Genomic DNA, 13148 nt, shown 5'->3' with positions numbered 1-13148 from the left:
GGCGGGGACGGCGGTGGAGGAGATTGAAAAGAATCGACTTGAATCGGAGTCCGTTCGTATCGCTTTAAAATTAAGAGAATTTACGTTTCGTCTAACGTGAATTTGATTTTGAATCTTATTTTGTCTAACGCGATCTCGGTTTGGATTTCGGATCGTGCTCTACTTCCGTCACCGCAGTTTCGGAATCGACCAAGGTTTCACTCAACCATTCCGCTCTGATCTTTTCCAATTGTTTCTTTCGATTTTCCTTATATGCGATTTCCCTACTGAGTTGTTCGAATTGTGTGATCGATTCCTCGTGTTCCAAAGAACTTTCGAGCAGGCCGTAAACACCTAAGAAATTTAATACCTTTGAGAACCAGGAAAGATTCTCCTTATAACAGGAATACTTCAAACGAAGCAAAGCCGGTTTGAAATCCGGATTCGAATACAAATGTCCGAGAACGCTTTTTTCCTTTTTCAAAAGATATAAGAAATTCTTAATGAGATCCGTTTTGAAGGAATATTTTTCGGTCATCAATCGGATCAAGGAAAGAATCGTATCGTCCTTTTTGTGGCAAAGACAAGCGATCTTTTTTCCCTTTTCATACCAATCACAGGAAATACAATCCGGATCTCTTTTGAGATTGTCCACGATGGAATACGAAAACTCCCGATCCTCGTCGAGATTGATCGTGACGAACTGCGAAAGGGTCTGATTCTTCATGGACATCATCGTCTTGAGCATCTTAATCGATTTGAGTTCTTCCGCAGAGGCGCGGATGTTTCTTTCCTGTTCGTGTTTTTTGGAAATATAATTGGCGAGTATTAGAAAATCCTTAAACGATCGAGGGACTAAGTCCTCCAGAGATTCTCCGATGATCTTCAATTCGTCCTGTACGAATTTTTCCTCGATTCCCGAAATCGGTCCGACATGATTTGCGTCGATTACGATTTCCCGTCTGTATTCCGAAACGTGTTTCCATGCCTCGGGAAATCTGTCTTTGAGTCTTTTGGAGAATTGATTGAGATAATAACCTCTCAGAATTTCGAAAGCCTTGCCGGAAAGTTCGTCCGCCACATGAAACAATCCGGTCGTTTCCGTAACCGCAATGTATTCACCTTCTTGAATGTTATCTAGAATAAAACGGATCGAGTCGGCGACCGTTTCTTCTTTTAGAAGCTCCTCGAAGGTGAACGAATGAATCCATTTTTTGATGCTGAAGGATTCTTTTACGAAATTTCCCGAGGCCGTTCCGGCGATCAGATATTCGAATATGGATACGAGTTCGCTGATCTGAAAGGGTTCGCAACCGAGAATGTAGTTCTGAATCGCAAACGCGGACTTGCTCAGACTGTTGAGATAAATTTCCTTAAGATTTTCGCGGTTCGATTTTTTGAATTCCTTTTCGGATACGAGACAAAGACAAACCGTAAGTTGGCTTGTTTCCGGGAGAAACTTAAACTCGGGAAAAACGAAGATCAGATTTTCGTCCGAAAGTTTTTTCAACGTGTTTACGTAGATGGGTTTGGAACCTTCGTCCTTCCACACCTTCAGAATTTTACCCGAGAAGAATCCTTCCAAGGTCGTGTGATTTCGGATCTGATAAAGAATTTCTATTTCTTTCGGACTGAGGAAGATCGCTTCCTGATCGGTTGCGTCGGATTCGTTCTTGAGATATAAATACGAAGGCATGAGGTCTTGGTATTTCTCATGATCGTAAAGCGAATCCGTATCCAAAAGCGCACCTCTTGCAACGAATTTAAAAGGAAGGTTTAACGATTTTATAATACATAGAAATCGAAAATAGCAAAAAAAATATTCCAAGGAATTAATATACGGGTCTAAAATCGACGGTTCCGTATTTGAATCGAAATCGTTTAAGGTTGCGTTCGCTTAATAAAATGCCATATTTGGCAATGTATACTTGGGGGAGAATCCTTGAAAAAAAGAAGGCTGGGCAAATCCGGAATGGTCGTTTCCGAAATCTGTATGGGAACGATGACTTTCGGTTCCACATGCGACGAAGCGGAAGCGTTTCGCATTTTAGACAGGGCTTATGAAGCGGGAATCGACTTTTACGATATGGCCGAAATTTATCCGGTTCCGCCCGATGCGAGTTACGTGCATGAAACGGAAAAGATTTTCGGCAAGTGGTTGAAGACTAAAAAAAGGGATTCGATTTTAATCGCGACGAAGGTCTGCGGTCCTGGTCACGGTTGGTTTGTTCCTCCGGTTCGAGAAGGAAAGACCGCGCTGGATCGGAGAAATATCCGCGTTGCGATCGAAGGAAGTCTTTACAGACTCGGAACGGATTATGTGGATCTGTATCAAACTCATTGGCCCGATAACGATTTCGGTTACGAGGAAACTCTCGAGGTTCTCACTGAGTTGGTTTACGAAGGAAAGGTCCGTTATATCGGCAACAGCAACGAAACTCCATGGGGAATGATGAAAAGCCTCGCGGTTTCCGAACGTTTCGGATTCTCCCGTTACGAATCGATTCAAAATAATTTCAGCATATTAAACAGAAGATTCGAAGACGCATTAGCCGACATCTGCAAGAGAGAAGGTGTGAGTCTTCTTCCGTATTCTCCTTTGGCGGGAGGGGTTCTTACCGCAAAATACAATTCTCCGAATCCTCCGCAAAACGCGAGATTCAGTCGTTATCTAAGCGCGAGTTCTCCGGAAAGACAAAGAAAGATGGCGCATCGTTTTTTAAACGAAGGCACGTTAGCCTCCACGGCGAAGCTCGAAAAGATCGCTCAAGAAGCGGGAATGTCTCCTACGGTTCTTGCGGTCGCTTGGTCCAAACAACACGAGTATGTTGCGTCCACGATCATTGGCGCGAATACGGTGGAACAGTTAGAGGAGAGTTTAAAGGCGGCGAACGTGATTCTTCCCGACGACGTTTTGAAAAAGATAGACGAGGTCTCTAAAGAGATTCCTTATCCTATGGGATAAGCCTTTGTAAATTTTTTAATACTTTCGGAACTTCCGAAAAGGATCAGGATCTCTTTCTCTTGGAAAACCGTTTTGGAATCCGGGAGAAAGATGGAACCTTCCCGAACTTCCGAATCGTTTCCGTTTGAATCCGCTTTTCTTACGGCGACGAGATTGAGTTGGAATTTCTCTCGTAGATTCAATTCTTTTAATGTTCTTCCGTAAAGATGAGAAGAGATCTCCACTTCGAAAAGACTGTATTCTTCGCTTAACAAAGTGGCCTTTCGAACTCCCTGATAACTGAGTTGTTCTGCCATAGAAGCGGCCGCTCTTTCCTCGGGGTTGAACAGTTTTTCGATTCCGATCATCTGAAGAATTTTTCGATTCACCTCGGAATGATAACGAACGTGAAGCGATTCCAGATTCATTTCCTTTAAGTGATACGCCGTCGTGATCAAGGATTCGAAATTTTCCGCGAGCGCGACGACGATCTCGTCCATGTCTTCCAGATCCAATTCTTCCAAAGAGGATTTGTTGCTCGTGTCCACGCAAACAGCTAAGGCACAGTGATCCTTGATCTCTTCGATGACTTTGATGTCCTTGTCGATGGCTGTGACCTCGTGTCCGTTTTCGTTGAGATAAATCACGAGTGCCTTTCCGAATTCTCCCAAGCCGATGACCGCGATTCTTTTCTTATGAGATTTATTTTTTCTTTTGGTCGCCACGACGCGCCTCCTATCCGACGATAATCGATTCTTCCGGATATGAAAGACCGGATTTTTTTTCTTTAGGAACGAAAGCAATGAGGATGGTCAACATTCCCACACGACCGCAAAACATAGTAAAGCAGATCAAAATTTTTCCGGGTGAAGTCAAAGAGGAAGTGATTCCTCTGGAAAGTCCCGCGGTTCCGAAAGCGGAAACAACCTCGTAACAAAGATCGATGAAAGCCGCGTTTTCGGTGCAGGTCAAAAAGAAAATTCCGAAAAAGATCAGAAACAAGGAAACCAAAATTCCCGCGGACGCTCTGGAAACGGAACCCGACGAGATTCTTCTTCCGAACATTTCCAAATCCTCTTTGCCTCGTATATGATTGAATAAATGGAGAATGGAAACCGCGAGCGTCGTAGTTTTGATCCCGCCTCCGGTGGAATTCGGAGAAGCTCCCACCCACATCAAAAACAACGAAACGAATACCATGGGAATTCCCATTTTAGAAATACTTAATGTATTAAAACCCGCGGTCCTCGTACTGACGGAATAAAAAAGAGAATGAAAAATTCCGTCTCCGGTCTCGAGTCCGACCAAAGTGTTTTTGGATTCCAACACGTAATACGAAATCGTTCCGAGAAGGATCAATCCGAAGGACACGATCAGAATCAATTTGGCTCCGAGTTCCATTCTTTTCGGAATATCCCCTACGCGAAACGTCCAGTGAATCAGATGATGCACCGTCGGAAATCCGAGTCCGCCTAATACGATCAAGACCATCACCACGGACAAAAATCCTCTCTGACTTAACATCCAATTCGTTTCAAATCCTTGCGGGAACGTGGAAAAACCCGCGTTGCAAAACGAACTCACGGAATGAAAAAGAGAATAGAAGATTCGATTTTTCAAATCGGTTTCGTTCGAATCGGGATAACATAAAAAGATCAACAAGGCGCCTAACGCTTCTATTAGAAAAGTCTGAAGTGCGACTTGTTTTAAAACGAAGGAAGCCCTTCCCACGCTTTCCTGACTGAAAAGATCCTTGATGAGAAGTTTGTTCGTAACGCTGACCTGACCCGCCAAAAAAATCGCGAAAAAAACCGTAAGTGTCATCAACCCCAAACCGCCGATCTGGATCAAAACCATAAGAATCGTTTGTCCGGTTCCCGTGAGTTGGGTCGCTACGTTGATCGTGCTCAAACCGGTGACACAAACCGCGCTGACCACCGTGAAAAAAACGTCGATCGTCGGAATCGAAACGACCTGTGCCCTCGGTGCGGACAAGGCAAGCGTTCCTAGAAGAATCAAAATTCCGAAACTTCCCGTGATGACAAGTGAAGGACTGATCTGTCTGTAATTGAGAAGATCCGTTTTTCGAATCAAACGGGAAAAGTTGCTGAACAATAAAAAGATCTGACTGAAAGAAAGAAACGCCAAACTCGCGTCCTCACCGCTCAAGGAGTTTAAGGTAAGAAGTTCATAAATTTCCTGGCTGATGATTTCTTGAAACACAAGAAGAAACACAACAACCGCTTCCGTGATATGTGTTTTGAGATAATCGATCAGATTTCCGGTTACAAAAAGAAAGGACAAGGCCTCGTAGATCACGAGGGAAACTACGATGACGTTTACAAGAAGTCGAATCCAATGCGTCCAAACATGAGGATAATAAAATCCGTAGATTAAAATCAAAAGGCAAAGAGAAACGAATCCGCAAAGAGAATAGTAGATTCTTAAATAAGAATGAATATGGGATTGATAAAAAAGGGAAGCCTTGCCTCGTGCATTCAAGAATCTGAATATACTTTCCTTTAAGGAAGTCATCAGAATCTGACGTTAAAAAGTGAAATCTCTAATTTGTATTCTCTTCCGGGAACGACCGAGGACGAACCGGAAATCGGAATCGGTGTCGAGTTTCCAAAACCTAAAGAATCCGCGGACGTAGGTTCCACCGGGGGAGATTCCGGTTGATTCTCGCGTTTCATAGATTCGTATTCTTTCATATCGTGCCAAGCGTTTGCGAATGCGAGAGTCGATCCGAACGTAAAAATAAAAATCGAACCGCCGAACGTTTTTTGAAACTTATGAACGCCGTTGACCTTCGCCGCGGAAGCGAGCGCGTATCCCAAACCTAAAGTGATCGGAAGAGTCATGAAGAAGATGATCGAAAAACGACGAAAGGTAGTTTCGGTATATTTTTCCTCTTCATGAACTTGATTCTGTCTTTTCTTTCGATCGGCTTGTTGTGCTTGTCTTTGTAGAATCGCTTCGACGTTGATATCGCCCGTAAGAGGATTGATCAGATTCTCCTGTCCTCTTTCCGCGTTCGGATTTGTGGTTCTTCTCAAACCGCCGGTTGCGGGAAACGGACTTTCAAAAGGAACCTGAGCGTTCTTCGGAGAAACCAAAACCGGTTTTTTAAAAGTGGGGGGAATCGCGTATTCTTGATAACCGTCTCGAGTTGGAGAATCCTTATAGTTTCTCAAATTGAAATCATAAGGGTCCGCAAAGTCCGTTTGACTTTGTGCGAGCCACGAGTTCGGATTCACAAAGGAAAGAATCAACAGAACTGTGATCGGACGGAACCAAGAGGTGAAACTGAACATGGCCTTTCTTCTACAATCTTCCCCGCGCGGGGCGAGGCAAGGATTTTTAGTGCGAAATTAAGGAGCCGATTTTCGTCCGCTTAGAATTTCCGAAGTGTATAAAAAAGAATTCTGTCTCACAACTTCCAAGGTTTCCGCGTCGAGACCGATCTTGGAAGCCTTTGAATATTCTTCTTCGATCGTGGTTCCGAAAATTCCGGGATCGTCCGTGGAGATCGTGAATTTCATTTTGTTTTTTGCAAAACGAAGAATGGGATGTGATTCCGGATTGAACACCATTCCTATGTATTCGTTCGAACTCGGACAGGATTCGATGATCGCGGATGTTTCTTTGATCTTGGACATACAATAATTCTGAAAGCCGATACATTCTTCCAAGAACGCCGGGCCGGTTTCCAATGTTACGTTTTCCTTATGTTTCAAAGAATCGATTTCGTTTCCGATTCTTTCCAAAGAAGGAACCTCGAAGTAAGAATTCAATTCTTCCCTTCGATCGTAATACAATCGAAGTTGATCGATTCTTTCGGATTTCGATTCGAGAATGGTTCCGTTTATTTTTTCCGAAGGATGAAGCCCGAGAGAAATTGCGTGACCGAGACGATGTGCGCCCCATTCCGCGGATTCCAAAACCCAACGACACGCGGAAAGAATGGATTTATCCTGAAAACTTTCTCCCACGTGATACAGAATCGCAAGCGCGGTTTCCGGTTCGGCTTTGTTGTCCTTGTTCACCAGTTCGAAAAATTCTTTTTTGTCCTTGGGGGGGAAACCTTCTTCTATATAACAAAAATCTAATCCAGTTAAGTATTTGCGGATCAGAGGATTTTTTTCCATAAATCCTTTCAGGAGAGAATATTCGCGGACCACATCCCCTTCTCTGTGTAAGGAGATCGCGAGTCTTCCGATCGTTTTACCGTTCGTGTTTTCTTCTGCGCGCGCGAGACCTTCGCAGGCGGCGAGGGTTTTATCATAAACTCCCTGATCGCTCTCCAAAGGAGAATACATCAATCTATATTCTCCGTAGGAAACTCCTTGCGAGAATTGATCCTCTACGATCCGTGTGGCGACTAACGCGATTTCTTCGGGATTGAATCTGGATAAGGCGATGATTAGATTGAACTTCGCTTGGAATTCCGGAAACGGTCCTCTGTGATTGAATTGATAGAGTTTTTTAAACTCGGCCGGGTTCTTGTAGTCCTCGAAAAAAGTTTCCGTGGAAATTTTTTTACCGAAACACTGTTGATACGAGTTTGTAAAAATCTCCCAGCGCGGAGAAGGGTTTGATTTGCCCATCTCGTAGAGAAATTCGGAGGTGATCGATCCGTATAGGTGATTGTGAAGATCCGCGTAGAGTTTCATAGTTCTTGACCGAGTTCACTTACAGAAAATAAGAAACGCTAACGTGGAAGAAAGTTTTTTTCGAAAAGGAATAGTTTTATTACTTCTTTTTAAAATCTTGGAAGAACCGTGAGAACTCTACATCATTTAGCTCATACTTTTTATAGAAACATTCGTCCGAGTCTTTTGAATTCAAAAATCTTAAAACTCGCGGTGCCGGTCGTATTCGGAATGCTCAGCCAAACCGTGGTTTGGGTTACGGACACGATGATGGTCGGAAGGCTCGGTAAAATTTCCATCGCCGCGATCGGAATCGGAGGAATTGCGCACTTCACCGTACTCGCGTTTTTGATGGGATTTTCTATGGGGATTCAGGTGATCATCGCAAGAAGATTCGGAGAAAAGAACGATTCCGAAATCGGAAAGATCGCGATCACCACGTTGTATTTCGTGATCGTATTCGGTAGTATTTTGTCTTTCGGCGGAGCGGCGATCAGCGATTGGCTGATGAATCTTCTCAACAAGGACGACCTTGTTCGGGATCTTTCCAGCAGTTATTTGTTTTATCGTTTTCTCGGAACCGTATTCTTCTTTTTGCTTTTTACCTCAAGAGCGTTTACGGACGGACTTGGAATCACGACCGCGGGTCTTGCGTCCATGATCATAACATGTTTTGCGAATATATTCTTAAACTGGGTTTTGATTTATGGGAATCTCGGTTTCGAAGCGATGGGAGTTACCGGAGCCGCGATCGCGTCTTCTTTGGCGGGCGCCGCGGGTTTGTTTGCGTTTCCTTTTTACTTCTATTCCAAAAACTTGGGAAAATATTTTAAACATATCTCTTGGGGTTTTAGTTGGGAACATTTTCGAGAAATTTTAAAGGCGAGTACAACTCCCGCGCTTGCGGAACTTCTCAATAACATTTCCTTTATGATCTTTATCGAATTCGCAACCGTGGTCGGAACTACGGCGGTCGCGGTTACGAATATGTTGTTCAGCACGTTGAGTCTTTCCTTTTTACCGGGTTACGCGTTTGGAATCGCGGCGACCACGATTTTAGGACAAGCGTTGGGAGCGGGTAAGCCGAAACTTGCGTATCACGGCGCGTTTCGATCCGCATTCTTTGCCGCTTGTGTGATGGGAAGTATGGGACTAGTGTTCATCTTTTTGGGGAAAGAGATGTTGTCCTTTTATACGACCGATTCCGATCTGATCGAGGAAGCCTATTCTCCCTTGGTCATCTTAGGAGTGATTCAGATCATAGACGCGTATCATATGGTGATCGCTTGTGCTCTTCGAGGCGCGGGTCTTCAGGATTTTGTGTTCCGCGCTTATACCGCGGCTTCGTATCTTGTGTTTTTACCTTCGGCTTATTTTATGGGAATTTATTTGAAAATGGGTTCCACCGGATTGTGGTCCGGGATCGTGGCCTGGGTGGTCGTGCTCGCGACCGTGTTTTTCATTCGATTTCGAAAAAAGGACTGGGTTCACAACGCGGTTTAGCCTTGAAAATTGAGCGTCGACTCGCGCGTTGGAAGCCATCCGGCGCGCGTAAACGGGAGAATCCGCCTCTAAACTTTCTTGCCAGATCCGGTTTTTGGGTTTTCCTGGTCTGAAGATGAAAAAAGCGCTCATAACCGGGATCACCGGACAAGATGGATCCTATCTAACTGAATTCTTACTCGATAAGGGATACCAAGTCCATGGGATCGTTAGAAGATCCAGCATGTTCAATCGGGCGAGAATCGAACATCTTCGTGGGAACTCAAACCTCGTACTTCATTACGGGGATCTAACGGACTCCAGTAACTTAAATCGAATTCTTGAAAAAGTAAATCCGGACGAAATCTACAATCTCGCGGCGCAATCTCACGTGGGAGTTTCCTTTGAAGTTCCCGAATACACCGCAGAAGCCGACGCGGTTGGAACGTTGAGAATCTTAGACGCAATCAAACAGATCGGAGTGAAAAGCCGTTTTTATCAGGCTTCCACATCCGAACTTTACGGAAAAGTACAGGCGATTCCTCAAACGGAAACGACCCCGTTTTATCCGAGATCACCTTATGCGGTTGCGAAGTTATACGCGTATTGGGCGGTCGTAAATTATAGAGAAGCGTTTGGAATTCACGCTTCCAACGGAATTCTATTCAATCACGAATCTCCTCGACGCGGGGAAGGATTCGTAACCAGAAAGATTACCATAGGCGTAGCCAATCTTCTCGCAAAAAAAGGCGCGCCGATCCAACTCGGAAACATGGATGCAAAACGTGACTGGGGTTATGCGCCGGATTACGTGGAAATGATGTGGATGATGTTGCAACAACCCGACGCGGACGATTACGTAGTGGCGACCAACGAAACACATACGGTGCGCGAGTTCGTTGAAAAATCTTTCGGGTTTATGGGAGTTCAAGTTCGTTGGGACGGAAAGGGCGATTCCGAAAAGGGATTCGATGCAAAAACCGGACAACTTCTCGTGGAAGTGAATCCTAAGTTCTACCGTCCGACCGAAGTCGACATATTAATCGGAGATCCCGCAAAGGCGAAGAAAAAGTTAGGCTGGGAACCGAAGGTCAAGTTCGAAGAACTCGTAAAGATCATGACCAAAGCCGATTGCGAAGCGGTCGGAATTAAACTTTAAGAATATTCAATTTTTTGAATTCAAAAGCGCGGAGCGGGCGATTCGCTCGCCGGGCTTTTTCCTGAAAAAGGCTCGCGACCACGCTTTCCACTGCAATCCCTCGCAGACTCGATTCTAAAACCAGAAGCTCTTTCTTTTCCAGGCTCGGGATTTCCGTTGCAATCGCTATCGCGGGGATCGTGGGTGAGGATTTTGTAGGAGCTCCGACGATTTTATAGTAAAACGAGGATCGCCCCCACCCGAGTTAGGGAGGTGGTGGTGGGCTTGTGGGAGCAAATTGCACGAGTCTGCCTATATCAGAAAACGTGGTATTCTGCAAGTGCGTTTTTCTTTGCGATTTTGTAGGAACTCCTACAAGTCGCGCTTCAATTCCAACCTTCTCCGCCGTCGACATCGGCCCAAAGATACCAGGAAAGAATCGTACGATACGGAGAATAATTCTTCAAAAGGTGAACGATCTCTTTTTTGTTGTCCTTCGAAATCCCGTAGTGTTTTTCGACGGACTTCCGAAGAATCAAATCGTTGATCGAAAAATGATCCCAACGATCCAACGCAAAGATCAAAACCATCTCCGCCGTCCAAGGCCCGACTCCCTTCAAAGAACAAAGAAGTTCCAGAACATTCAAATCTTCTAATTTACGAAGTTTTGAATCCGTAATCACCCGATCGTTATACGCTTCTGCGACGCGTTTGATCGTTTCGGTTTTGGCCTGGGAAACACCGATTCCTCTCATCTTAGAATTCGGAATCTCGAGAATTTGTTCGGGAGAAGGAATCTTTCTACTTCCCGCCAGGGCGATCAATCTTCGTTCAAAGGTAAGAGCGACCTTGGTCGAAAGTTGCTGACCCAAAACGGATTTGATCAAAACCTGATAGGGAGAACCGATCGTTTGCAGTTTACAAGGTCCGACCCCGTCGATCAGTCTTTTTGTGATCGGGTCTTTTTTACGAAGCCAGTCGGTCGCTTTTTTAAGACGATTCTCCCGATCGGAAGATTTTGCGGAAACGGAGGACGATAAGACTTTGGAAGAATCGGATTTGGAATCGGAAGAAGAGGGCATCTCGGTCGAAGAGCGCGTAACGCGTTATGCCCTTTTCTTGAGTTTGTTTTCCATCTGCGATTTTTTTCTATAGATATGAACGAGTTTTTCCAGTTCCACGAGATCCGTACAACTCAGTTTACCCTGATCGAGTTTGATCCATTTGTTTTTGGTCAAAAGATCCAAAACCAAATTCTCGTCCTTAGGATAAGAAAGACCGACCATTTTGATTAAGTCTTTGGTTCCGATTTCGAAGTTATATGAAACCTTAGGGGCGATTTTAATTCTATTCTTTTCAACAAGAGTCAATAACGTATCCGCGATTCTTCCCTGAGGATCGTTGATCATCAAGTTGGCGAGCTGTTTGTAAGCGGTCCAAATCCTTTCCGAAAGAAGAGTGATCAAACGGGTTGCGAGCTGAGGCTGAGCCTTCACCATTCCTTCGAAGTTTGCTTTGTTGATCGCAAGAAGTTGAACGTTTCCCCATGCGATCGCGGAAGCGGATCTCGGTTTGTTGTCGAGAAGCGCCATCTCACCGAAGATGTCTCCGTTCTGAAGAACCGCGAGCAACACTTCGTTCTTATCCACGATCTTTGTGATCTTTACCTTGCCGTTTTGAATGATATAAAGTTCTCGTCCCGGTTCGTGCTCGCAAAATATCATCTCGTTGTCCGCATACATACGATTGAACTTCGTGAGATCGATCGCAGGAGCCTGCATCGGTTGGTTCATCGTTTGCAGTTTCAGCTTGGCTTGAGTCGCAAACGGACCGTTCGGAAGATACTGAAGATATTTTTGAAACGCGTAAGCCGCGTGTGGACTATTCTTCTGATTGAAGTAGTTCTCTCCGATGTTATAAAGTTCGTTCGGATCTTCTTCCACAGCGGAGCGGAAGGTAAGACGAGTGATCGTCTGGTCGAACTGACGGAGTTTCATGGAGAAGTAGCGAATGATTTTCATCGCTACCGGAGTATTTCTTTGGATGAGAGTTCCGAATTGATCGTAACTCACTTCGATCACCGAAACGTCGGTGAGCGCCACTGCAGATTCGATCTGAGCGTGTTGACTCATCGCGGCGACGACGCCGAAAAAGTCTCCCGGACCTTGAACCGAATTCGGATCTTCACCGACAACCGGGTTTTCTCGGCCGATTTTGACCTTCCCTTCTCGAATAATAAAGAAACTAGGAGAATCCTTTTTGCCCTCTACGATAATGTAGGAGCCCTTCTGGAAATTAACGATTTGGAAGATCCCTGTGGACATGCTGTTGTGTTAGTATTTTTTTTGAAAATCAGAGTTCAACTGTTTTCATTATCGGAATCCGGGAATCGAAACTCGAAAAAAAGCGCTACTTTTCTCCGCATTCCGACATTTCCGTCTTTGAACCGCTTAAAATCTCCCATTCGGAGAGCTCTAAGGAAGCTTTTTCGGCCAGTTCTCGGGAAAAGGATTGGGAACAGATCGATTTGAAGACGTCTCTCGCCTTACTTTCCTCGCCGATTTCAAGATAGAGTTTACCCGCTTCGAAAAAAGCGTTCAGACCTTGGGAAGAATTCGGTTCCTGAGCGTACTGGTGCAGATTGATTTCGAGGACTTTTTCCGGACGACCGAGTCTCGAATAGTTATTCTTTAGAACCTGATAGGCCTTGGTTTTGAATTTACTCGAAGGGTAAAGAATCAGGAAACTTTTAATTTCTTCGATCGATTTATGGAATTTCCGATCCTTATAGGCTTCTTCCGCGATTCTAAGGAGATTTTCGGCCTGAGTTTCTTGGAGGGGACTCGCTTCCGAATTGAGGGAGCCGGAAAAGGAGATCCAAGTTAAGAATGGTATCAGTAAAAAAACGAAGAATCTTTGGGCCTGCAAGATAAACTCCCGAGGAGAACGG

The 13148-nt window shown here is 44.8% G+C and carries 10 protein-coding genes and 1 pseudogene; 3 read left to right on the top strand and 8 right to left on the bottom strand.

The features are described from left to right. Window positions 1–124: 124 nt before the first annotated feature. Complete coding sequence (locus CH367_RS10150; protein ID WP_100762404.1) at window positions 125–1720, bottom strand: exonuclease; 1596 nt, start codon at window positions 1718–1720, stop codon at window positions 125–127. Window positions 1721–1951: 231 nt separating this feature from the next. On the opposite strand from CH367_RS10150, the gene CH367_RS10145 reads away from it, so the two are divergent. Then, entirely contained in the window at window positions 1952–2944 is a 993-nt protein-coding gene (locus CH367_RS10145; protein ID WP_244284541.1) for an aldo/keto reductase, read from the top strand. Here the strand turns inward: CH367_RS10145 and CH367_RS10140 are convergent. The 4 genes from CH367_RS10140 to CH367_RS10125 are packed head-to-tail and all read right to left on the bottom strand — an operon-like array spanning window position 2929 to window position 7599. Continuing rightward, complete coding sequence (locus CH367_RS10140) at window positions 2929–3648, bottom strand: potassium channel family protein (RefSeq protein ID WP_100762361.1); 720 nt, start codon at window positions 3646–3648, stop codon at window positions 2929–2931. The genes CH367_RS10145 and CH367_RS10140 overlap by 16 nt on opposite strands. Window positions 3649–3658: 10 nt before the next feature. Continuing rightward, window positions 3659–5458, bottom strand: a complete 1800-nt coding sequence (locus CH367_RS10135; RefSeq protein ID WP_100762360.1) for a TrkH family potassium uptake protein — start codon at window positions 5456–5458, stop codon at window positions 3659–3661. Then, on the bottom strand, window positions 5458–6240 hold the full coding sequence (locus tag CH367_RS10130; protein ID WP_100762359.1) for a hypothetical protein: 783 nt from the start codon (window positions 6238–6240) through the stop codon (window positions 5458–5460). Before CH367_RS10130 ends, CH367_RS10135 begins: the two co-directional genes overlap by 1 nt. 57 nt (window positions 6241–6297) lie before the next feature. Then, window positions 6298–7599: an amidohydrolase family protein gene (locus CH367_RS10125; RefSeq protein WP_100762358.1), complete on the bottom strand. Its 1302-nt coding sequence runs from the start codon at window positions 7597–7599 to the stop codon at window positions 6298–6300. Between the two features lie 108 nt (window positions 7600–7707). On the opposite strand from CH367_RS10125, the gene CH367_RS10120 reads away from it, so the two are divergent. Beyond that, a complete protein-coding gene (locus CH367_RS10120) occupies window positions 7708–9081 on the top strand; it encodes an MATE family efflux transporter (protein WP_100762357.1) in 1374 nt (457 codons plus the stop codon). A gap of 115 nt (window positions 9082–9196) precedes the next feature. Beyond that, on the top strand, window positions 9197–10219 hold the full coding sequence (gmd, locus tag CH367_RS10115) for a GDP-mannose 4,6-dehydratase (protein WP_100762356.1): 1023 nt from the start codon (window positions 9197–9199) through the stop codon (window positions 10217–10219). 365 nt (window positions 10220–10584) lie between these two features. Here gmd and CH367_RS10110 read toward each other — a convergent pair whose 3' ends face one another. From CH367_RS10110 to CH367_RS10100, 3 genes and pseudogenes are all read right to left on the bottom strand, one after another. Further along, window positions 10585–11280 (bottom strand): DNA-3-methyladenine glycosylase family protein, encoded by a 696-nt coding sequence (locus CH367_RS10110; RefSeq protein WP_100762355.1) that lies wholly within the window; start codon window positions 11278–11280, stop codon window positions 10585–10587. A 24-nt stretch (window positions 11281–11304) separates the two neighbouring features. Next, window positions 11305–12522 (bottom strand): cyclic nucleotide-binding domain-containing protein, encoded by a 1218-nt coding sequence (locus CH367_RS10105; RefSeq protein WP_010572707.1) that lies wholly within the window; start codon window positions 12520–12522, stop codon window positions 11305–11307. A 48-nt stretch (window positions 12523–12570) separates the two neighbouring features. After that, a pseudogene (locus CH367_RS10100) lies at window positions 12571–13129 on the bottom strand (tetratricopeptide repeat protein). Between the last annotated feature and the right edge of the window lie 19 nt (window positions 13130–13148).

The organism is Leptospira barantonii, assembly GCF_002811925.1.
Taxonomy (GTDB): Bacteria; Spirochaetota; Leptospiria; order Leptospirales; family Leptospiraceae; genus Leptospira; species Leptospira barantonii.
The sequence above is the reverse complement of the archived record's forward strand: the minus strand, read 5'-3'. Positions and strand labels throughout refer to the sequence as shown.

What these genes read in the sequence shown, in the direction of transcription:
- CH367_RS10105 (WP_010572707.1), bottom strand. Translation starts at nt 12,522, where the DNA reads ATGTCCACAGGGATCTTCCAAATCGTTAATTTCCAGAAGGGCTCCTAC.
- CH367_RS10145 (WP_244284541.1), top strand. Translation starts at nt 1,952, where the DNA reads ATGGTCGTTTCCGAAATCTGTATGGGAACGATGACTTTCGGTTCCACA.
- CH367_RS10125 (WP_100762358.1), bottom strand. Translation starts at nt 7,599, where the DNA reads ATGAAACTCTACGCGGATCTTCACAATCACCTATACGGATCGATCACC.
- CH367_RS10135 (WP_100762360.1), bottom strand. Translation starts at nt 5,458, where the DNA reads ATGACTTCCTTAAAGGAAAGTATATTCAGATTCTTGAATGCACGAGGC.
- CH367_RS10110 (WP_100762355.1), bottom strand. Translation starts at nt 11,280, where the DNA reads ATGCCCTCTTCTTCCGATTCCAAATCCGATTCTTCCAAAGTCTTATCG.
- CH367_RS10130 (WP_100762359.1), bottom strand. Translation starts at nt 6,240, where the DNA reads ATGTTCAGTTTCACCTCTTGGTTCCGTCCGATCACAGTTCTGTTGATT.
- gmd (WP_100762356.1), top strand. Translation starts at nt 9,197, where the DNA reads ATGAAAAAAGCGCTCATAACCGGGATCACCGGACAAGATGGATCCTAT.